The 21,106-nt window shown below is 47.5% G+C and carries 19 protein-coding genes; 14 read left to right on the top strand and 5 right to left on the bottom strand.

All coding sequences use genetic code 11. From position 1 onward, the window contains the following. The first annotated feature begins 22 nt into the window (after positions 1-22). The 10 genes from ACEN86_RS08335 to ACEN86_RS08380 all read left to right on the top strand — a co-directional run bounded on the left by ACEN86_RS08335 (position 23) and on the right by ACEN86_RS08380 (position 12,303). On the top strand, positions 23-1,222 hold the full coding sequence (locus ACEN86_RS08335) for an SGNH/GDSL hydrolase family protein (protein WP_495633821.1): 1,200 nt from the start codon (positions 23-25) through the stop codon (positions 1,220-1,222). A gap of 955 nt (positions 1,223-2,177) precedes the next feature. Continuing rightward, on the top strand, positions 2,178-4,394 hold the full coding sequence (locus ACEN86_RS08340) for a hypothetical protein (protein ID WP_495633822.1): 2,217 nt from the start codon (positions 2,178-2,180) through the stop codon (positions 4,392-4,394). Positions 4,395-4,434: 40 nt separating this feature from the next. Further along, positions 4,435-5,628 (top strand): HEAT repeat domain-containing protein, encoded by a 1,194-nt coding sequence (locus ACEN86_RS08345; protein WP_495633823.1) that lies wholly within the window; start codon positions 4,435-4,437, stop codon positions 5,626-5,628. A 43-nt stretch (positions 5,629-5,671) separates the two neighbouring features. Continuing rightward, entirely contained in the window at positions 5,672-7,054 is a 1,383-nt protein-coding gene (locus ACEN86_RS08350; protein ID WP_495633824.1) for a glycosyltransferase family 2 protein, read from the top strand. Positions 7,055-7,143: 89 nt separating this feature from the next. Continuing rightward, positions 7,144-7,950: a response regulator gene (locus tag ACEN86_RS08355; protein WP_495633825.1), complete on the top strand. Its 807-nt coding sequence runs from the start codon at positions 7,144-7,146 to the stop codon at positions 7,948-7,950. 62 nt (positions 7,951-8,012) lie between these two features. Further along, positions 8,013-9,377, top strand: a complete 1,365-nt coding sequence (locus tag ACEN86_RS08360; protein ID WP_495633826.1) for a nucleotide sugar dehydrogenase — start codon at positions 8,013-8,015, stop codon at positions 9,375-9,377. A gap of 54 nt (positions 9,378-9,431) precedes the next feature. Continuing rightward, positions 9,432-10,343: a hypothetical protein gene (locus ACEN86_RS08365; RefSeq protein ID WP_495633827.1), complete on the top strand. Its 912-nt coding sequence runs from the start codon at positions 9,432-9,434 to the stop codon at positions 10,341-10,343. 60 nt (positions 10,344-10,403) lie between these two features. After that, positions 10,404-10,820, top strand: a complete 417-nt coding sequence (locus tag ACEN86_RS08370) for a MerR family transcriptional regulator (RefSeq protein WP_495633828.1) — start codon at positions 10,404-10,406, stop codon at positions 10,818-10,820. Positions 10,821-10,878: 58 nt separating this feature from the next. Next, complete coding sequence (locus ACEN86_RS08375; RefSeq protein ID WP_495633829.1) at positions 10,879-11,790, top strand: alpha/beta hydrolase; 912 nt, start codon at positions 10,879-10,881, stop codon at positions 11,788-11,790. A gap of 15 nt (positions 11,791-11,805) precedes the next feature. After that, a complete protein-coding gene (locus ACEN86_RS08380; protein WP_495633830.1) occupies positions 11,806-12,303 on the top strand; it encodes a Crp/Fnr family transcriptional regulator in 498 nt (165 codons plus the stop codon). A 150-nt stretch (positions 12,304-12,453) separates the two neighbouring features. On the opposite strand, the gene hmpA is transcribed toward ACEN86_RS08380, so the two are convergent. After that, complete coding sequence (hmpA, locus tag ACEN86_RS08385) at positions 12,454-13,653, bottom strand: NO-inducible flavohemoprotein (RefSeq protein ID WP_495633831.1); 1,200 nt, start codon at positions 13,651-13,653, stop codon at positions 12,454-12,456. Between the two features lie 497 nt (positions 13,654-14,150). On the opposite strand from hmpA, the gene ACEN86_RS08390 reads away from it, so the two are divergent. Next, positions 14,151-14,813, top strand: coding sequence for a YitT family protein (locus tag ACEN86_RS08390; protein ID WP_495633832.1), 663 nt, complete (start codon positions 14,151-14,153; stop codon positions 14,811-14,813). Between the two features lie 93 nt (positions 14,814-14,906). On the opposite strand, the gene ACEN86_RS08395 is transcribed toward ACEN86_RS08390, so the two are convergent. The 3 genes from ACEN86_RS08395 to ACEN86_RS08405 all read right to left on the bottom strand — a co-directional run bounded on the left by ACEN86_RS08395 (position 14,907) and on the right by ACEN86_RS08405 (position 16,776). Continuing rightward, positions 14,907-15,089 (bottom strand): DUF2188 domain-containing protein, encoded by a 183-nt coding sequence (locus ACEN86_RS08395; RefSeq protein ID WP_495633833.1) that lies wholly within the window; start codon positions 15,087-15,089, stop codon positions 14,907-14,909. A gap of 63 nt (positions 15,090-15,152) precedes the next feature. Further along, a complete protein-coding gene (gene msrA, locus ACEN86_RS08400) occupies positions 15,153-16,121 on the bottom strand; it encodes a peptide-methionine (S)-S-oxide reductase MsrA (protein WP_495633834.1) in 969 nt (322 codons plus the stop codon). A 46-nt stretch (positions 16,122-16,167) separates the two neighbouring features. Then, positions 16,168-16,776 carry a TVP38/TMEM64 family protein gene (locus ACEN86_RS08405; RefSeq protein ID WP_495633835.1) on the bottom strand — a complete coding sequence of 203 codons (609 nt, stop codon included), beginning with the start codon at positions 16,774-16,776 and terminating at the stop codon, positions 16,168-16,170. Between the two features lie 371 nt (positions 16,777-17,147). Here ACEN86_RS08405 and ACEN86_RS08410 point away from each other — a divergent pair, with 371 nt between their 5' ends. Next, entirely contained in the window at positions 17,148-17,840 is a 693-nt protein-coding gene (locus ACEN86_RS08410; protein ID WP_495633836.1) for a TerC family protein, read from the top strand. 57 nt (positions 17,841-17,897) lie between these two features. Here ACEN86_RS08410 and ACEN86_RS08415 read toward each other — a convergent pair whose 3' ends face one another. After that, the gene (locus tag ACEN86_RS08415; RefSeq protein ID WP_495633837.1) at positions 17,898-18,722 is read right to left on the bottom strand and encodes an AraC family transcriptional regulator; all 825 of its coding nucleotides are present in this window, start codon (positions 18,720-18,722) and stop codon (positions 17,898-17,900) included. Positions 18,723-18,908: 186 nt separating this feature from the next. On the opposite strand from ACEN86_RS08415, the gene ACEN86_RS08420 reads away from it, so the two are divergent. Both ACEN86_RS08420 and ACEN86_RS08425 read left to right on the top strand, forming a co-directional pair. Then, positions 18,909-20,000, top strand: a complete 1,092-nt coding sequence (locus ACEN86_RS08420; RefSeq protein ID WP_495633838.1) for a Gfo/Idh/MocA family protein — start codon at positions 18,909-18,911, stop codon at positions 19,998-20,000. Between the two features lie 13 nt (positions 20,001-20,013). Next, complete coding sequence (locus tag ACEN86_RS08425; RefSeq protein WP_495633839.1) at positions 20,014-21,096, top strand: Gfo/Idh/MocA family protein; 1,083 nt, start codon at positions 20,014-20,016, stop codon at positions 21,094-21,096. Positions 21,097-21,106: the final 10 nt, after the last annotated feature.

Below are 21,106 nucleotides of genomic sequence, written 5' to 3' on the forward strand. Positions count from 1 at the left end.
ATAAACACAGAGGAGGAGAACGATGTCAGGACAAAATCAGCGGCAAGGGGAATTTTGGGATCAGGATTATGTAGCGGTTACATTACTTTCGAGCGCAGCCAACTTTATTATGAATGAATCCGTACGCTTTACGCATACATACCGGACCTATCTGCGTCCAAGGGAGACGGGACGGCTGCATATTCGGATATGGCACAGCAACTCGGTGGACTCCACTTGGGATATGGGGCAGGATGCGGTAGGAGGCGAAGCCGGTGGACCATGGAGAATTGAGTCGGCCTTTCTGGGAGACGGAGGACGGGAGAGAGACGGCAGTGCAGATGCCGGGTCACTTGTTCCGCTAACGTTCGGAGGCAGCCGCTCCAAAGAGGTAGCGGCAGGCGAGCAATTTTGGAGCGATGAAGCAATCGTAGATATTGCCGAGGGCCATGATCTGGTATTTACCTGGACGCTGTCCACATCCGGTCCGGGCAAATCCATTCCATATAATGTGGAGGGAATGCTCGCTTCCGCTTACGATGCCGAAGGACATTTGGCAGATCAATCCTCACTCCCGCCTGAGCGGGTATCGGAGCAACTTCTGGTCATGCCCTCCTTTATTGGGTACAAGAAGGAAGGCGCAAGGAAGCTTGTCCTACTTGGCGACTCGATCACCCAGGGAGTACGCACAGAGAAGGATGCTTACGCGTATTGGGCAGCTAGAATTGCCGAAGGCTTGGGACCGGAGTACGGGGTGTGGAATATCGGCTCAGGCTGGGGCCGGGCTTACGATGCGGCTTCTGACGGACCTTGGCTGCACAAGGCCAAGCAAGGGGATGAAGTGCTGATTGTGCTTGGAGTTAACGATATCGATATTGGAAAAAGATCGGCCGAAGAGGTTCTGCGTGATTTGAATACCATAGTTACTGCTCTTAGGGAGAATAGACCTGAAGGGACGATTCTATTAAGCACACTGCCGCCTTTTAACTTTACGGAGAAAAGGGAGATGATTTGGCGTACCGTAAATATAGAAATTCTGAATCATCCTCCCGCAGGTGTGGATCATGTATATGATATGGCCCGTGTGCTGTCACAGTGTGAACCGCAGGATCACCTGATTAAGCCTGAATATATGAGCGGCCCAGAGGATCCTCATCCTAACGGGCTAGCTGGAGCAGCCGTCGCAGAAGACTTTTTAAAGTGGTATGCTGGAATAAATGCAGAGAATACAAGTAAGAAGTAGAGGATTTGACCGGTAATAAGAATCTAATCTGGACTACAGAGGTTACCCTTAGCGGGTAGCCTCTGTTTCTGTCTGTTTAGCAGAATCAAAGGGGGGTATCACCCGCCTAGAAAGGAAAATCGGAAATTATCGATTTTGTCACAAAAGCAAGAAATTAAGGCAAAAAAGTAGTCGTAAAGACATTCTTGACCCACTTTTTGAGCTTGAATGAGAAAGTTCAGTCACATATGACACAGGAGTGAAAATGTCGAATGAAGAAGCATCGTATCGAATGAGGTAGAAAGCGTAATCGCACCTCGAAGGGGAGGGTAAACGGTTTGTTGATCTTTTTTACAGAAAAAAGGAAAAGAGGGAACCTAATCCTAGGAAAAAAGGAGGTCTAAACAGGACTTTGTCCCGGGGTAAGAGGGAGGGAAAAGTTAGCAATTTACCAAAAGACCCGATATAGGTCTACTTGACCCTTTTTTGAAACTGGAAAAAAATGAAAAACGTTGATATAGAGCGATTTTTAAGCTTTTTTCGCTAAGACTTTGGTATCAATTTTGTTACCACTTTGGAAAAGAGTGGAATCTTAACCACAACTTCGATATATCGTTAGCGTTTAATAATACATATAATGATCCTGAGACTCTAGAGCGTGCATGAGAAGTCCGTGCCAAAGCAGGGCTGTGCCAGTAATGATAAGGGAACTCAGGGTCTGTCGCATCAGGAAAAATCATAGTAATTTGGGAGTTTTTGTGTTAGACCGGGTTCGAATATTTTTGTAAGAAATGTTTTGTAATGTCGTGCAACTTTCATGAAAGTCCCGAAAAAAAATGCTCCCATACGCCTAGTTACATTAGGAGTTCACTTGGTTAATCATTAAGGAGTGATGACAGGAGTGGAGGTGTGAAGAGCCATACTATGATAATCGCCTGCATACAAAAAAATAGCGAGGTGAAGGGATTTTATATCGATGTCAAAATTAGCGCGCAAACGAATAATTTTATGGATTACGATTGGAATCATTTTAATTGGAGGGGTAACCTCCCTGGTATTCTTGTATCTTCCTCCATCCCACACAAGCTACGCTACCTCGGACGGAACAGAAATGAAGTTCCAAACTTCGGGAGACAAGTTCATGAGATACGACGGGAAAGGGAACTGGAAGGAAATCTTTGTTAAGGGTGTTAATCTAGGAGCAACGGTACCGGGTCATTTCCCGGGCGAGTTCCCGGCAACAGAAGAGGACTATCTAAGATGGTTCCAGCAAATCCATGATATGGGTGCAAATGTAATTCGGGTCTATACGATCCATAATCCGGTCTTTTATACGTCATTAGTCAAGTTCAATCGCGATAAGGGAGAGAATCCTCTGTATTTCATTCAGGGAGTCTATTCTCAGGAAGAGCAGCTGATTGAATCGAAGGATGCTTACGGTGGAGGGATTCCCAAAGCTTTCGAGCAGGATATCGACCGGGCCGTGAGTGCCGTATACGGGGATTTGGACATACCTGTTAATCCTGGCTTTGCTGGAGGCAAGTATACAACCAACGCAGGCGCTTACTTGATGGCGTGGCATATCGGAACTGAATGGGATCCGGAAATGGTAGAGAATACGAACAAGGTTCATGCTGGACAGGCTCCTTATCAGGGCAAATACTTCAGCGCGACGGATAAAGCTAGTCCGTTTGAGAGCTTCTTGGCCAGTATGCTGGACCATGCAGCAGCCAAAGAGCAAACCTACGGCTGGGAGCATCCAGTAACTTTTACCAACTGGGTAACAACAGATGTGCTAAAGCATCCGGGAGAACCTTTATTCCAAGAGGATCTCGTTAGTGTGGATGCCACACACGTCAAGCCAGTGAATTGGAAAGCTGGTTATTTTGCGGCATACCATGTGTATCCTTATTATCCTGATCTGTTCCACCTGGATAAGACACTGCAGACCATCCCTGATGGCAAGGGTGGATTCAATACTTACAAAGCTTACTTGCGGAAGCTTAAGGCATATTACAAGGATATTCCGATCATGGTTACTGAATACGGTGTTCCTTCATCTGTGGGTATATCTCACTTGGGTCCGGGAGGACGCAACCAAGGTGGGCACAACGAGAAGGAGCAAGGCGAGATTGACGCCTCACTTACTCAGGATATTTATGATGAAGGGTATTCAGGAGCTATCCTGTTCATGTGGCAGGATGAGTGGTTCAAGAAAACATGGAATACCATGCGTTTTGAGCTGCCGGCCGATCGTCGTTCCTACTGGCTTAATGTGCTGACGAATGAGAAGGAGTTCGGCGTCGTAGCCATGGGCTCTGGCAAGTCGGACAAGATTATTATTGACGGCAAGCTGGATGACTGGAACTCACTTCCGAAAGATCAGGTCACAGAGTGGGATAAGACCGCGCCAGGCATCTCTAAAATGAAAGTCACTCATGATGAAGCCTATGTCTACATCGGGCTTGAGCTTGAGAAAAATTTTGACCCGCAGAAGTCTCTGATGTATCTGGGTACAGATACGCAGCCAGGCGGCGATCAGCCTAAGAATGAGCTGCCGAATAAGACGCTCAGCGATGGGCTTGAGAATCTGATTGTCATCGGTAAAGACAATGAGACTCAGGTGAAGGTTGCTCCTTCTTATGACTTCCACCAAAGACTGTACGGAAAGTATGGGTATTGGATGCTTCCTGAGCAGAAAGCTGCGGATAAAGTAGCATTCCAGCCTTGGAAGCTGGCGGTCAGCTTAACCATGACTCCACCGGATACACGTACGGCCCATCCTTTCCAGGATGAGACGGTAGGAATCTTGAAGAGGGGCACCTCCAACCGGAGCAGTGCACAGTTTGACTCCCTGACTTCATGGCAGTACAGCGGTAAGCAGGTAGAGCTTCGTATTCCTTGGATGCTTCTTGGATTTGCGGATCCTAGCTCTCAGCAGGTCATTGACTACTCCCCACTCAAGAAGGGACGCACGTTCTCGACTTTGAAGACAGCGGGAATTACGTTCGTGCCGTGGATTGTAGACCGCGGAACGAAGCAGGTCTCCTGGCCGGGTGGTAATGAGAGCAAGCTGGATCTCAAAAATCAGCCAATCTATAAGTGGAATCCATGGGAGACTGTGGAGTATACAGAACATCTGAAATCAGGTTACAACAACCTGAAGGATGTCTACTCGAAAATGAATAAGTAGTACAGTAAATACGAACTCACAGAGGAGGTCTCATTGCATTATGTTTCAACATGTCACCGTGGCTATCTATTTCGTCTATGCGTGCCTCGGATTGATCGGACTGGGAATTGCAATCCTATTCTATATGAAGCTCAAATATCTGGCGACGCTTAAGAAAACGGAACAGTACCGGCTTAAGCATCAGGATTATTTCAGGTTTATCCAATCCCATTTGCATGAGGACAGCGATCTTCCAGTACTGCCGGGTAAATTGACGGCTCTGGAGAGAAGAGTGATACAAGACAAGTTTGCAGAATGGATCGAACAATTCAAGGGCGAGACTCGGAGCAGACTCGTAGAATTGTGCGAAAAGGCTGGATTTGTTAAAGACGAGCTTGAGCAGCTGGACAGCCTGTTCTTTGGGCGCCGGGTAGAAGCAGCTTACCGATTGGGTAATATGAGGGCCGCAGAAGCGGTTCCTCGCCTGCTTCAAATGCTGAAAAAGCAAGGATACAGCCCGCTGACCATCATTCTGGGACGGGCGATTGCCAAGAGTGCGAAGCAGGAGGAGCAATTGAGAGAAATGCTCGAACTCATGCTGAGACATGGCAAGCCTATTCACAATCTGGCAGCCGATGTGCTGCTGGAGACGGATCTTGATTCCAGTAAGCTGCTTCTGAAGCTGCTTGAGGACGGTAATGCGGATTTTGTAAAAGTGGCCCTCGTTGCCATGTGGGGACAGGCAGTACCGGAAGTTATCCCGGCTCTCGACCGTCTGGTTGGAGCGGAAGAAAAGGACGTCCGGGCCGAAGCCGTCAAGCTGTACCTCAGCTCTAATCCGGTTCTCAAAGATGAGACGATCAAGCAGCTCATGTCGGATAACAACTGGGAAGTCCGCGCAGCTATTGCCAAGTCACTTGGCTCGCTTCATGCAGCGGGAAGCATTCCTCTTCTCAGAAATGCGATGAGAGATGAGAACTGGTGGGTGCGGAATAACAGCGCAGAAAGCTTGGCTAAACTTGGGGAGACCGGGTTTGAGATTCTGTGCGAAACGGCACTTCGAGGTTCAGGTGTAGAGCGGGAGACAGCTCTATATCACATTGAGAAGGTTATGAGTGAAGGTACTGATCATCATGCGGTCGATCAAATGGTATCCTTCAATAAAAAACGTCTGCTCTATGACCGGTATTTCGGTGTTGCCGAGAGAAAACCGGTGCGTCAAGTAGCAGCAGTTGGGGGGGATTACTCTGCTTAGGGATATACTTCTCATTTATGGATTATTCGCGATTTATTATGTAATGACGGTTAACGTACTGTATTTCTCGGTGCTGGCCTTCTCTTTCCGAAACATTATGACGGTATTCCGCAGATCGGCGTATTCGAAATTTAATACGCTCTCCGGATCGGAGCTCGTACCGGCGGTATCCCTGCTGGTACCGGCCTACAATGAAGAAGTCACTGTTATCGAGAACGTAAAGTGTCTGTTGACATTAAATTATCCGAATTACGAGGTCATCGTCATCAATGATGGTTCCAAAGACGATACATTAGGAGTCCTGGTCAAGGAATTCGGTCTTGAGAAAATTCCGAATCCGGAGATGCGAAACGCCATTGACTGCCAGGCGATTACAGGAGTGTACTACAATCCTCAGTATCCCCATCTGTATGTAATTGATAAGCCTAACGGGGGTAAGGCGGATTCCTTGAATGCCGGCATTAATCTGTCGCATTATCCGCTTATCTCCTCCATTGATGCCGATTCCCTTCTGGAGAAGGACGCATTGATCCGGATGGCAAGACAGTACATGGAGAATCCCGAAGAGACAGTGGCTATCGGGGGAGACGTACGTATTGCCAATGGCTGCTTGATTGAGAACGGTCAGGTTAAGGACTTCTCCCTGCCGAACAAGATGTGGCCGATGTTCCAGGCGATTGAATATTTGAAGGCCTTCCTCGGAGGCCGGATTGGCTGGAGCTCGATTAATGGACTTATTATCGTATCCGGTGCATTCGGATTATTCCGCAAAGATTATGTAATCGCCGTAGGGGGTTACCGCGGTGGTTATCCGGGTGAGGATATGAACATTATCATTAAGCTTCACCGTTACATGCTGGAGAACAAGCTGAAATACCGGATTGCATTCTGTCCGGAAGCCGTATGCTGGACTCAAGCGCCGGATACCTACCATATTCTTTCTAACCAGCGTAAGCGCTGGGGACGTGGTAATTTGAAGAACATGATCGAGAACTATGACATGGCCTTCAATCCGAAATATAAGGTTATGGGACTTTTGACCATGCCGTACAACATTATTTTTGAAGCTTTGAACCCTTATTTCAAAATTACCGGTCTGATAGCTCTAGCTGGTTATGTAGCTCTGGATATGACCCAGTGGAAGATTCTGCTGGTGTTCGGACTGATCAACTTCCTAAGTGGATATTTGTTCAGTATCGGTGCGCTGCTGCTCGAAGAGCTTGCGTTCAAACGCTTCACCAAAATATCAGACTTGCTCAAAATGCTATTCTATGGCGCATTTAAATTCTTTGGTTATTCCCAACTGGGTACGCTCTGGCGTATTCAGGGACATATACAGTATCTGCAGAACAACAACTCATGGGGAGCTATGACAAGGCAGAGCTGGAAAGAAGAAAAAAGTGAGGCCCCAAGCAGTGCAGCATAAAAGATTCTGATGCTTCCCACCCCGGGAAGGAAGTGATGCTTACAGACGATCAACTAAAATTCAAACTACTATGAAAGGTGGGAATTGAAATGCCCAATTCGGCCACGCTCCAAAGGGGTATTCAAGAGAACTTATACCAGCACATCGAGGAATGGGTGAGAGGTGCCAAACATGAGGTATGCGGAGTGATATTCCTTCATGCCGAGAACGGTCCTGCTAATTTAGATGCCCAAGTCCGCGGGATCCTGGAAGCTCAGCCTGATCTTTCCTTTGAGGTTTGGAGTGATGACGAGAACAACACCTTGGCAGTAATATTGCCGGGACAAACTCTGGATGCTGTGCATTTTGAAGGCCTGCTATTAAAGCAGCGGCTTCAGGATATCAAAGCGGATTTGGATCCGCGGATTACCTTGGCCAGCTTCCCGGAACAAGGAGAAGCAACTGAAGCAGTCATGAAGCAGATGGCTGAGTCTGCAAGACGCAGCCTGTCGGGAGACATTCATATTTTCACAAGAGAAGAAGCAAAGGCTGCCCGCAGCAGCATTCTTATTGTGGACAATGATCCGACCATTCGTGAATTTCTGCAGATTCGCTTCCAGATGCAGGGTTATGAAACGTATGAGGCCAACGACGGACTCACGGCTCTTAATCTGATTGAGCAAATGAAGCCGGATCTTGTACTTACAGAGCTGAATTTGTATGGAATTGACGGGCTGCCGTACATCCATCATATCCAGAAGCTGAATGTGAACAAGTCGCCGAAGATTGTAGTTCTGACTGAACAAAAAGTAGAGCAGACGATTAGTCAATGCTTCCAAAGTGGAGTTGAAGACTATATTACGAAGCCATTCTCACCGGTAGAGCTGGATGCGAGAATTCGCCGCTGCTTCAATTAAGAGTTTTTTTTAAACTTATAATCCTATAAAAAAACAAATAGATAATTGGAGGCTGAGAGATTGTGAATAAAGAATACCATGACTTATTGGGTGCTATTGAATCGAAGAATGCCGTACTTGGTGTGGTGGGTCTGGGTTATGTAGGTCTACCGCTCGCCGTAGAGATGGTTAAGCAGGGATTCCATGTCATCGGTATTGATCTGGATATCTCCAAGATTGATAAATTATATCGTGGAGAATCTTATATTCACGACATTTCCAATGAGACGTTGGCAGAAGCGATTGCCTCCGGTCGGTTCAAGCCGACTGCAGACTACAGTACCATTCGCCAGATCGACGCGATCAGCATTTGCGTGCCGACGCCGCTCAGTGAGAATCAGGATCCAGATACCTCCTATATTGTGACTGTAGTGGACGAAATCAAGAAGTATATGAAAAAAGGCATTATGATCACCCTGGAAAGTACTACTTATCCGGGAACTACAGAAGAGCTCATTCAACACGAGCTGGAAGCCCTGGGCTATACAGCTGGCGTAGATTTCTTCCTGTGCTTCTCTCCGGAACGTGTGGATCCATCGAATACCCGCTTTAATACATTCAATACGCCGAAGGTTATCGGCGGTACTACTGAAGCCTGCCTTAAACTTGGTGAGGCGCTCTACAGCAAATACGTCCAGACCGTAGTCCCTGTCTCTTCTCCGAAAGTGGCTGAGATGTCCAAGCTGCTTGAGAACACATTCCGCAGCGTCAACATCGCCTTCATTAACGAAATGGCAATGATGTGTGATCGTATGGGTATCGACATTTGGGAAGTTATTGATGCGGCAAAAACAAAACCTTTCGGCTTCATGCCGTTCTATCCGGGCCCAGGCATCGGCGGTCACTGCATTCCGCTTGACCCGATGTACCTATCATGGAAAGCCAAGGGCTTCCGTTTCTACAGTCAATTTATCGAGCTTGCCCAGTCTACTAATGACAACATGCCTTACTATGTTGTGAACAAGACTTCCAAGATTCTGAACGAGTATGCTAAATCGGTCAAGAAATCAAACATTCTTATTCTGGGTATGGCTTATAAGCCAGACATCGCCGATCTTCGTGAGTCCCCGGGACTTGAAGTTTACGAACTGTTCAAAGACAGCGGCGCTTATGTAAGCTATTACGATCCGCATGCTACTACTTTCCGTGACAAGACTGGAAACACAGTTAGCAGCATTGCGTATGACGTGGAACAGCTCAAGAAATACGACTGCATCGTACTTATCACGAATCATAGCGATCTGAATTATAATGAAATTGCAAACTTGGGTGTACCGATTCTGGATACAAGAAATGCATTCAAGGGTTACGCTTACGAGAATGTGTACAAGATTGGTCATTCTGTACAGCAGGTAGTTGAGAAGGAAGAGCCAGCTCTAATTGTCTAAACCGGGTACAGGGTTTCAAGAAATAGGAAGGGGGATCAGACGATCAAGTTATTTATGATGAAGAATAAGGGTTATATCTTCGCTCTCTTGGTCATCATCATGGGTTTGGTCGTGCTTATTCCTTATCTTAACAAGCAGCCATCGGCAGCAGAGACCAAATCCACCTGGCTTTGGAACACGGATTTGATTATCAATCAAGCCGATGACATTGTGAAATTTTCTAAGGAACAGGGCGTTAAGATCATTTTTCTGCAAGTGGGAGAGAAGGTAGCTGCGGATCAATACCGCAGCTTTATCTCCAAAGCCAAGAAGGAAGAGATTGAGGTGCATGCCTTAAATGGCAGACCAGGCTGGGCTCTCCATGATCACAAAGGGGAAGCGGATGAATTCCTGAACTGGGTGAAGGACTATAACGCAAGCTCCAAACCGGAGGAGCAGTTCGCGGGCGTCCAATTCGATGTGGAACCTTATTTGTTAAAACAATGGAAATCCAGTCAGAAGGTTGTGCTTCAGGAATGGATGGGTAATATGAGGTCGTGGAGTCAAAGCGGTAAAGAGGCTGGTCTACAAGTTGGAGCAGCTGTGCCCTTCTGGCTGAACGGGGTAAATAACCCGAACGGAAGCGGCAATCAGCCCATGAGTGAATGGATGATCAGCAAGCTTGATTATTTAGCCATCATGGCCTACCGGGATAAAGCGGACCAAATCTATGATATTTCTGAACATATGCTTTCTGAGGCCGACTCACAGGGCAAAAAAGTATGGGTTGGTGTCGAGGTTGCACAAAGCCAGGAGGGCGAAGGGGTATCCTTTTATGCCCAGTCTGATTCGAAGCTTGATGAGGAGCTGAATAAGCTGGTCGATTTGGGGGACAAGCATAAGTCCTTTGCGGGTGTAGCGGTTCACAGCTATGAAGCTTGGCGAACCCGATTTGATGGGCCGAAGACAGCACTCAGAAATGACTAACTAAGAAGGCAGCCTTAGAGGCTGCCTCTTTTTTGAATAGAGAAGAGGAGGGGATTTGTAATGAACGGATTGTTGCGTGGGCAAGTGGCACGAATGGCCCAGCTGAATATGGAGACGATTCGGTATTATGAAAATTATGGCCTTATTGACACACCTCCCAGAAGTGATTCGGGATATCGTATATATTCGGAAGAGGTTCTTACCCGCCTGACTTTTATCAAGAATGCCAAGGAGTGCGGCTTTACACTCAAAGAAATCAGGAAAGCGCTTAAAGCCGGTAAAGACAGCATTCGCATTGAGGATTTCATAGCTTTGATAGACAGGAAAATGAGCAGCATAGAGACAGAAATAGAAAAGCACATGAACACCATGAATATGTTAGGCCATTTGAGAAGCAATTTGCAGTCCGTACATAAGCATCCGGAGATTCAGCAGGTCCTTTGGACCCTGGGGATTGAGGAAGAAATTCAGGCTTGACCTTGTACCCGGCTACAGGTTCTAGAGTAAGGATATCAAACCTGTAGGAGGCGTAAATATGAAACATACCCATCCAGAGCAGCTTGCCGGCATAAGGGCACATTTAAGACAAATGAGTGATCCGTTACGTCCGTTAGAACAGATAAGACGCGAAATGAGCGAAGCACCAAGCGGGCTTCCATGCATGGAGGGTCTACTTACCGAGCCAGTGAACATAAAGGGTCTACATGGGGAATGGGTAAGCGCGGCGGCAACTCATGAACAGACTGTCGTGCTTTATTTCCATGGAGGCGGATTTGTCGCGGGAATATGTCTCTTTTACCGGGATATTGCTGCAAGGATTTCGCATTACAGTGGAGTTAAAGTATTAGCCTTTGAGTATCGCCTAGCCCCAGAGCACCCTTACCCGGCTGCGAATGAAGATGCTCTAACTGCCTACTACTGGCTTAGGGAACAAGGTTATTCAGCCAGTCAAATTATGTTTGGCGGCGATTCCGTTGGGGCGACCCTGGCCCTGATGACTTTAATCACCCTGCGGGATAGGGGAGAAGATCTCCCTGCAGGAGCATTCCTGTTATCTCCTCATTCCGATCTTGTTCATTTGGACGGAGACTCCTATGTGACTAATGAAGAGAAGGATCCTACCGGCAGTCTGGAAGGGAATCAGCGAATTCTTGCTGCCTACCTCAGCAGCTGGCAGAGTGCGGCTCCAGAAATATTGTCTCCCCTGAGAATGAATCTTGCGGGACTCCCCCCGCTATTTATTCAAGTCGGGAGTATGGAGGTCCTGCTGAGTGATGCGGTAAGGCTGCGCGAGCGGGCTGAACAAGCAGGTGTAGACGTAACGCTTGAGATCTGGGACAATATGTGGAGTGTGTTTCACTTTCTGGCCTATATGCTGCCGGAAGCTGAGCAAGCGATCCAAAATATTGGTATATTTAATAGACAAAGGTTATCAGAATGTTATTGATAAGGGGAGATATGCATGATTTTGCACAAAGGAGAGATCTTGTTTCATCAGGGGGATGATGGAGCTTACTTGTACAAAATCAAGAGCGGCCTTTTTAAAGTAACCCGGCTTCATGAGAACGGGAACATGGTGCTGTTCAATATTTTATATCCAGGAGAGACGGTCCCACATCATTCCTTAATATCACCTAAGGAGACTCACGGAACTGCAATCGCATTGATCCGGAGTGAAGTAGAAGCTATTCCGGCTGACGAATGGTACCGGGAGCTTGAAGAGGATCCTAAGAAGCCGCTTGAGGTAGCCAGTCTGCTTCAGGAGAAGGTCAGATTCATGCAGCAGCGGCTGGATCATCTGACTGTAGGAACACCGGCTGAGCGATTAGAGCTGCTAACACAGTGGATGCATAGCTATTCACATGGGGTGCCATTGACCGATTTCCTGACCCAAGAGGAGATTGGCCAGCTGATTGGAGTACGCCGCGAGACGGTCAACCGTCTTTTGAGAGGACACTAACTATAGCATCAAAAGGCAGCAAAAAAGCTGATCTTAACCTGAATAAGGAGAAGGATCAGCTTTTTGGGTTTATTAGAGAAAAAGATAAAGGAGCATCCCGGGTCCAGAAATATGAAGAGACCGGAATGCTCACAAGTTTAGAAGATAATATTACAAGCTATCTGCTGGACCAAAGAATTCAAAATGCGTCCGTTCAGCCGGAATTCCCCAAGTCTTCAAAGCCTCATTGACTGCTCTCATAAAAGGAACCGGGCCGCAGAAATAGAAATCCGAATTCGGATCGGTTACCTGCTGAAGCCAAGCCAGATCAAGATAACCAATCTTGTCGCAAACCTCATCCTGGCCGGGTGCCTCATAGATTAGATAAGATTTGAGGTTCGTATGCTGCTTGGTTAATTCGGCTATGTGATCTTTCATCGCATGATAGACTCCACTGCGTGCGGCATGAATATATACAACCTCGCGTTCAGGATTATTCTTGAGCAGAGTCTCCAGCATACTAACCATAGGAGTAAGGCCCACACCACCGCTGAGAAGCACGATAGGCGTATCTTGGGTCTGATCGAGCACGAATACGCCCGCTGGCGCACTGATATCTAGAATACTGCCTTCCTCTACAGAGTTGTGTAAATAAGTAGATACGGCTCCTGCAGGTTTATCTGCGGCCGCGTCCTCACGTTTCACAGTGATCCGGTAATACTCTGGATTAGGTGCAGTGGACAGGCTGTAGTGGCGCAGATGGGTAAATTCCTGGCCTTCCGGCTTAACCCGGACGGTGATATATTGTCCAGGCGCGAAAGAGGCGATGGCTTTACCGTCAGTCGGCTTCAGGTAAAAGGAAGTAATCAGCTCGCTCTCGCGTACCTTACGCTCGACCACGAATGGACGAAAGCCATCCCAGCCGCCAGGCTGCTGCTCGGCTTCCTCGTACATTTTCTGCTCGACTCCGATAAAGGCATCCGCAATGACTCCATAAGCACGGCCCCATGCCTCAATAATCTCGTCTGTAGCTGCATCGCCAAGAACAGTCTTAATGGCTGCCAGCAGGTTCTCACCGACAATAGGATAATGCTCTGGCAGAATGCCAAGCGCCCGGTGCTTGTGAGCAATCTGAACTACAACCGGGAGAATCTCTTCCAGCCGATCAATATGAGCTGCCGCTGCATATACGGCGTTGGCCAAAGCGGCGGATTGTTTGCCTTGACGTTGGTTGGCATGATTGAAGATATTAAGCAGCTCAGGATGGTTTCTGAACATCGTCTGATAGAAGGTTTTAGTAATGTCTTGTCCGTGCACTTCGAGAACAGGGACGGTAGATTTGATAATATCGATGGTTTGTTGATCTAGCATTTGACTGTTTCTTCCTTCCCGTAATTGGACTTGAATTCTTACTAAGTATAGAAACTAAGCAAAAGGCATATTGTGATTCTCGTCACACGGAAAGTTGATACTTTGTGAAAATCAATAAAATGCAATGAAATTTATCACATTTGTTTTCAGAAATAATATTGTTTTTACATACAAGCTGTTTAGACATGATTATTGCTGTGGTATAATAAGATTAGTAAGCAGTAACGAAGCGGTCTGTGTAGTCAGAGCTTAGAATCGTTGCTGCAAAATGAACAAGAAAGGATCAGGATACCATGTGTCCCCGAAGGACAATTCCCCAAAGGACGATTTGGAAACGTTGTGATCTCTCTTATACTTAGCTTCTTTCGTGGATCGTCGGTGTACGGCTAATATCCCACGAAAGAAGAGTGTGACAATGCGAAGGACAATGTCCTCTCAGGCCTTCTTCGTAGGGAGTTGCCGTAAGGTTAACCAAACTACGATAAGAGGGATTCTGTATGAGGAAAAAGAAAAGAAGTTTAGTTGATTCGGAACCGTTGTTTATGATGCTGATCGGTACTTTTTTGCTGGCGTTTACGTATTATCATATTAATTTTCAGAACCACCTTTCAGAAGGCGGGTTTGTCGGCCTCTCTCTGCTTGGCAAGTATTTATTCAATTTCCCGCCGGCGGTGACCGCATTGGTACTGGATATCCCGGTATTTATCTTGGCTTTATTCTTGAAAGGACGCAAGTTCCTGACGAATACTTTGATTGCATCCATTGCTTTCTCTGGATTCTACGAGCTGTGTGACCGGTTCTCGCCGTTTCAATTAGATTTGCACAACAACTTGATGGTGGCTGCTGTCTTGTCCGGAGTATTTACCGGAATCGGCGCAGGGGTAGTTCTTCGTGCAGGCGGTGCGACAGGCGGGGATGATATTCTATCTCTGGTTCTAAGCCAACTCACAGGGATCAAGATCGGCACCGTATTTATCATACTGGATGCTGTTGTACTATTAATTTCTCTGGTCTACATGCCCGTACTTGAGACTATGTATACCATTGTTGCCGTATTGATCGCAGGCAAGGTAATTACCTGGACTGTGAATTATGGGAAGAATGCAGAGCCTAAGCTGCGTGTTCCTTACACTGTGAAAGAGAAGACCGTTCGTGTATAAGAGAAGGAGCATTTATCGGCTATCAAGCTGATGAATGCTCTTTTTGTTGATAAAGGAAAGAGGACCCCTATTAAACCCAGAGTCCTCTTTCTATTACTTTTTATGTGAGGGATGATTCTTATCCCATTCTTCTGCTTTGGAGGTCCCGATCGCAATAGCCCGGCCTTCATCGTAGCCTTCATCCAGTAGGGCATTGGCGATCTCCACAGCTTTATTTCTAATTCTTGTGTCCAGATTCTTCATCGAGGGCGGATAGTCATTCTTGCTCCAAGGCATATGAATCACTCCTTAGCTCAGTATAGTATACTAATTACCCTCCTGAAGCTTCTCTAAACCGTATTATGCGTTGAAAAGATAGCGGTACTCGCCATATCCCTGTTCCTCAAGCTCTTCCTTCGGAACAAAACGCAGGGCTGCGGAATTGATGCAGTAGCGAAGGCCATTCTCGCCGGGACCATCATTAAATACATGGCCAAGATGTGAATCGGCTTCCGAGCTTCGTACCTCAGTCCGCACCATGAAGTGGCTCAGGTCGGTCTTCTCTTTCACAGCATAATCACGCAGAGGCCGAGTGAAGCTGGGCCAGCCGCAGCCGGAGTCGTATTTATCCTTGGAGCTGAATAGAGGCTCACCTGATACGATATCTACGTAGATGCCATCCCCGTGATGATTCCAGAATTCATTGGCAAAAGCGGGTTCTGTGCCGTTTTGCCGGGTGACTTTGTACTGAATAGGGGTTAGACGCTGTCTCAGCTCATCCTCATTAACTTGGCCTGCCCAATGTGTCTCGATGAAATCTTGGCGACCGGAGCCTTTGCGATAGCGCTTGTAGTGCAGCGGATTCTTCCGATGATAGCCCTGGTGGTAATCCTCAGCTGGATAGAAAGGCGCAGCCGGGAGGATAGGCGTTACGATAGGCTTATCAAAGCGCCTGCTTTCGGCAAGCTTCTGCTTGCTGGCTTCAGCCAGTTCACGCTGCTCCTCATTGTGGTAGAAAATTGCTGTCCGATAGGAATCGCCCCGGTCATGGAATTGGCCGCCTGCATCGGTGGGATCAATCTGCTGCCAGAACAAGTCCAGTAATTTTTGATAAGGGAAAATCTCAGGGTTGTAAGTAATCTGCACCGCTTCATAATGACCCGTTGTATCAGAGCAGACCTGCTCGTACGTTGGATTCTCCACATGTCCCCCGGTATATCCGGAGACTACGTTCAGTATTCCTGGAAGCTCCTCGAACGGTGACACCATGCACCAGAAGCAGCCTCCCGCAAACGTAGCAAATTGTTTAACCTCGGATGAATTACTCATGTTACGATTCACTCCTTTATATTGTCGGGCTGATGATTATAATCGCTTATTTCGCTCTTGTCATTCTTTTATATCCCCATAGAACAGCACCCGTAAACAGCAGGTAGATGATCATGATCTGAAGCGAGAGAAGGGGGTTACTGACTAATGTGTCGCCGAGAAATGCGTATACGAAAATTCCAGGAAGCTTGCCAATCAGGGAACCAAGAATAAATACGCGAAGTGTAATTGTAGACACCCCGGCATACACATTGACCGCCATCTGGGGAAGCAGGGGAATCACCCTCCACAGGACAACCGATTCAAAAGGATGCTTCTCCACAAACCGTGTGTAGCGTTCAAGTAGCTTGAATTTGGACAACCAAATTCTTGCTTGTTCCCGAAAGGCATAGTGGACAGCAGCATACACAAGAACCCCGGCGGCTGTAGAGCCAATAAGACAGATCAGACCTCCGAGCCAGGCTCCGTACATGTAACCGGCCGCCCCAACGACCAGCTTGTAAGGAATAACGGGGAACAAGGCCAGCAAGGTTGTCATACCAAGCATAGCGGGTATGGGAGGGCGATGGTTGAACCAAGCGGTCAATTCATGTTGATACAATAGTGCGGCAAGGAATAGTGAGATATATACCGCAGCAGCCAGCCATCTACGCATTGCGGCTCCTTTCTCAGGGAAGGAATAACATACTGATATAGAGATATCATACCAAAGTGTGACCAGGTAATCGACCTCTTGTAGGAAATCCATGGATTTGCACTGGCGCCCCGTAGAAGACTTATGCTATAATTCTCTTAAGAAATATGCATGGTTCCCAAAGGGGAGTAGCTACTTACAATAAAGTCGTCATTACGGGATGAAATCCCCGGCTTTATTGACAACGAATTCGTTGTTAGCGAGACCTTTGCCCGGTGCTTGAACTTGGGTGAAGGTCTCTTTTGATGCGTAAAGCGTCGCGGCCCAAGTAAAGCCGTGACGCTTTTTTTGCGTGGACCGGCCATTATAACGAGAGTAAAGGGGAGAAGAGTATGGATTTTATGAGCTTGGATTTCTGGTCCATCTTATTGTCAATTATCTTGATCGATCTGGTTCTGGCCGGGGATAATGCGATTGTAATTGGGCTCGCTGCACGAAATGTACCCAAGGAGGATCAGAGAAAGGTCATTCTGTGGGGGACCGTAGGTGCCATTCTCGTACGTGTCGTCATGACCGTACTGGTTGTGCAGCTTCTTGCGATTCCAGGACTTCGGCTTGCAGGAGGGCTGGCACTGCTCTGGATAGCGTACAAGCTGATTGTGGATGATAAAGGACATGATATTAAGGCTGGCAATAAGGTCTCGGCAGCCATTCGAACGATTATTATTGCCGATACCATGATGGGGCTTGATAACGTGCTTGCTGTGGCAGGAGCGGCCCATGGGGATAATCTGATGGTTATTATAGGCCTGGCCATTTCGGTACCTATTATGGTCTGGGGAAGTACCGTAATTCTGAAGCTGACAGAACGATTCCCGATTGTTATTACTCTGGGGGCTGCCGTACTTGCCTGGACAGCGGCCAAGATGCTGGTGGACGAGCCGCTCATCTCAGCTTGGTTCAACCACGGAGTTGTCAAATATGGATTTGAACTTATTATGATTGCTCTTGTAGTAGGATTAGGTACTTGGGTTAAAAGAAGACAGGAAAGACAGCGTGCGATCCGCAACGTGGTTAGTGGTTAATTATCGCTCAAATAAGACAACACCGCCCTTGAAGGCGGTGTTGTTAGTTTCGTCATCTCAGCTGTTCATATTCTCCCGGCTAGCCAAGCGGAACTGCTTGGGTGACATTCCGAACCGGGACCGAAATACCTTATGGAAATAGTTATAGCTTGGAAAGCCGGAGCTCTCTGCGATATGTTCGAGGGATAAGGGACTGAAGATCACCCGCTCGCGGGCCATATTGAGCCTGACCTCAAGGGTATGCTGCATAATACTTGTTCCAAACGCTGCTTTGAACAAATGGACGGCTCTGGATACGCTAATACCCACATGGGCGGCCACATCTTCCAGCTTGAAAGCGGCGGATGCATTCTCTTCAATATACTGCTTAATCTGATAAGCCAGATAAGTTCGCGGCGTGGGAACCGGGAGCTCCTGCAGCTGTCTGTCAATATCAAGACATAGAATGCGGAGGTAATACTCGGCAATTTCGGGTGACGGATTGGAGATTCTCTGCTGCTCCAGTGTGATTTGGCGGAATATCCCGATAAAGCCCTCGGATAAAGGAACACGGATCTTATTAGGGCGCTTTCGCTGCTTCCACCATTCGTCCATCCACTTGCCTCGAAGGAGGATATAGTAATCTCCACTAAAAAGCGTATGATCTCTCTGCTTATTCTCGAGTGCCTCAATGCGCAGCTCATAAGGTTCTCCAGGCGGGAAGATCAATAGATCTCCTGCCTCTACATTCACAAGCCTTCCCTCACAGCGCGTCCGGCTTCGGCCTTCAGTCTGAATGCGGATTAGGTAATGCTCCAGTCCGCCCACGTCGCTCGAATAGTAGGGCTTGCGGTGCTGGGCATAACCGGCCGCCAATATATGCAAGTTCTCGCTTAAGTTCATGGTATATCTCCCTAACACATTACAAAATAATGACCAGATTGTTCAGGTTTCAATCATATTATTCATTTTACTGCAGCAGAATTAGGAATACCATATTACTTGTTAAATAGTTTGATTCAAAGTGAGGAATGCTCTTGTAAAGATCGTCCTTTTCGTATAACAACAGCACTTAAAGGGGATGAGACCATGAATAAACTTAAGGCAGGAATTATAGGCTGCGGCAATATAAGTCCGGCATATCTCACCTACTTGAGCAAGAGTCCATTTGTCGAGATCACGGCTTGTGCGGATTTAGTCCTGGACAAGGCGCAGGAGAGGGCGAAGCAATTCGGAATTGAAAACGTATACACCGTAGAGGGCATGTTAAACGCCCCAGAAATTGATCTCATCATTAATTTGACTATTCCTGCCTCTCACGGGTCAGTTAATCTCTTGGTACTTGAACATGGGAAGCATGTCTATGTGGAGAAGCCGCTGTGCCTTTCACTGCATGAAGCGAAGAATATTCTTGCGCTCGCTGCGGAGAAGGGACTTCGGGTTGGCAGTGCCCCTGACACATTTCTGGGAGCTGGAATTGAAACCGCGCGGGATGCGATTAACCGTGGCTTGATTGGCCGTCCCGTTGCTGCATCAGCCTTCATGATGGGCTCAGGTCCTGAATCATGGCATCCGAATCCGGATTTCTTTTATGCGGCCGGAGGCGGTCCTATGTTCGATATGGGGCCGTATTACTTAACAGCACTGATAAATCTGCTTGGACCGATCCGGAGAATAAGCGGATCAGCAGGTATCCAGGTAGCGCAGCGGACTGTACATACTGGAGAGAATGCGGGTAAATCGATTTCTGTTCAGACCCCAACCCACTACAGCGGAACTCTTGAATTTGCGGAGGGAGCCATCGGGACGATGATTATGAGCTTTGATATTTCAGGAGGAAGCATGCTTCCGTGGCTTGAAATCTACGGAACGGAAGGATCCCTGCATCTGCCGGACCCGAACTATTTTAATGGCGAGGTGAAGCTGAGAAGATCGGGTAATGATGGATGGGAGATCATACCTTCGTTATTTGAATCTGGAGAGAATGAGAGAGGCCGCGGGGTTGAAGATATGGCGAAAGCGATCCATGAAGGAGTAACGCACCGGGCTAATGGGCATCAAGCCTACCACGTCCTGGAAGCCATGCATGCTTTTGAACGTTCATCACGTGAAGGCAGACATATTCTGCTTGAAAGTACTGCCGATCTAGCTGCCTATTATATGCAGGCGAATAAATATTAAGGAGGATATAATCGTGAGCAAAGTGTTGAAAGTAGCCGTAATCGGCTGTGGAGGTATTGCCAAAGGCAAACATTTGCCGAGTTTGTCCAAACAGAAAGAGGTAGAACTGGTTGCCTTCTGCGATATTTTGGAAGACCGCGCTGTGGAAGCCAAAGAGAAATACGGTAACGAGAACAGTAAGGTCTATACAGACTACAAGAAATTGCTCGAGGAGAGTGGAGCAGAGGTCGTGCATGTATGTACGCCGAATGATTCCCATGCTGAGATCACCATTGCATCCCTGGAATCCGGCCGGCATGTAATGTGTGAGAAGCCCATGGCTAAGACTTCTGATCAGGCAAGAGCGATGCTGGAAGCGGCCAAACGCACAGGCAACAAGCTGTCCATTGCTTACCAGAACCGCTTCCGCAGTGACAGTCAATATCTCAAGAAGCTATGTGAAGACGGTGAGCTTGGAGATATCTATCTGGGTAAGGCGCTTGCCATCCGTCGCCGGGCTGTTCCTACCTGGGGAGTATTTCTCGATGAAGAGAAGCAGGGCGGAGGACCGCTTATTGATATCGGAACCCATGCCCTCGATTTAACCCTCTGGCTGATGGACAACTATGAGCCGAAGAGCGTTACCGGCTCGGTGTTCCATAAGCTTGGCAGCCGCAAAAATGCAGCCAATGCTTTCGGTTCCTGGGATCCGGAACAATTCAAAGTTGAAGATTCCGCGTTTGGATTTATCACGATGAAGAACGGGGCGACCATTATTCTTGAATCCAGCTGGGCTCTCAATGTGCTTGAGATTGGTGAAGCACAGACCATTCTTAGCGGAACAGAAGGCGGCGCTGACATGAAGAATGGTCTTCGTCTCAACGGAGAGAAGAACAGCCGTCTGTGGGAGACCAAGGTAGATCTTAGCTCGGGCGGTGTGGCCTTCTACGAAGGTGAAGAAGAGACAGATGCGTATCTGGAGGCCAAATCCTGGGTAAAGGCGGTTCTCGAAGATCATGAACCGCTTGTGAAGCCTGAACAGGCTCTGGTGGTTACTGAAATTTTGGAAGCAATTTATGAGTCTGCTAGAACAGGAAAGACGGTATATTTTGATTAAATAATAGGAG

Source organism: Paenibacillus sp. Paensp111, from assembly GCF_059492195.1.

Coding starts and splice junctions, on each gene's coding strand:
- ACEN86_RS08390 (WP_495633832.1), top strand. CDS start 14,151: ATGAGGAAAAAGAAAAGAAGTTTAGTTGATTCGGAACCGTTGTTTATG.
- ACEN86_RS08340 (WP_495633822.1), top strand. CDS start 2,178: ATGTCAAAATTAGCGCGCAAACGAATAATTTTATGGATTACGATTGGA.
- ACEN86_RS08380 (WP_495633830.1), top strand. CDS start 11,806: ATGATTTTGCACAAAGGAGAGATCTTGTTTCATCAGGGGGATGATGGA.
- ACEN86_RS08395 (WP_495633833.1), bottom strand. CDS start 15,089: ATGCCTTGGAGCAAGAATGACTATCCGCCCTCGATGAAGAATCTGGAC.
- ACEN86_RS08335 (WP_495633821.1), top strand. CDS start 23: ATGTCAGGACAAAATCAGCGGCAAGGGGAATTTTGGGATCAGGATTAT.
- ACEN86_RS08345 (WP_495633823.1), top strand. CDS start 4,435: ATGTTTCAACATGTCACCGTGGCTATCTATTTCGTCTATGCGTGCCTC.
- ACEN86_RS08375 (WP_495633829.1), top strand. CDS start 10,879: ATGAAACATACCCATCCAGAGCAGCTTGCCGGCATAAGGGCACATTTA.
- ACEN86_RS08355 (WP_495633825.1), top strand. CDS start 7,144: ATGCCCAATTCGGCCACGCTCCAAAGGGGTATTCAAGAGAACTTATAC.
- ACEN86_RS08410 (WP_495633836.1), top strand. CDS start 17,148: ATGGATTTTATGAGCTTGGATTTCTGGTCCATCTTATTGTCAATTATC.
- ACEN86_RS08420 (WP_495633838.1), top strand. CDS start 18,909: ATGAATAAACTTAAGGCAGGAATTATAGGCTGCGGCAATATAAGTCCG.
- ACEN86_RS08405 (WP_495633835.1), bottom strand. CDS start 16,776: ATGCGTAGATGGCTGGCTGCTGCGGTATATATCTCACTATTCCTTGCC.
- msrA (WP_495633834.1), bottom strand. CDS start 16,121: ATGAGTAATTCATCCGAGGTTAAACAATTTGCTACGTTTGCGGGAGGC.
- ACEN86_RS08365 (WP_495633827.1), top strand. CDS start 9,432: ATGATGAAGAATAAGGGTTATATCTTCGCTCTCTTGGTCATCATCATG.
- ACEN86_RS08415 (WP_495633837.1), bottom strand. CDS start 18,722: ATGAACTTAAGCGAGAACTTGCATATATTGGCGGCCGGTTATGCCCAG.
- ACEN86_RS08370 (WP_495633828.1), top strand. CDS start 10,404: ATGAACGGATTGTTGCGTGGGCAAGTGGCACGAATGGCCCAGCTGAAT.
- ACEN86_RS08350 (WP_495633824.1), top strand. CDS start 5,672: ATGACGGTTAACGTACTGTATTTCTCGGTGCTGGCCTTCTCTTTCCGA.
- hmpA (WP_495633831.1), bottom strand. CDS start 13,653: ATGCTAGATCAACAAACCATCGATATTATCAAATCTACCGTCCCTGTT.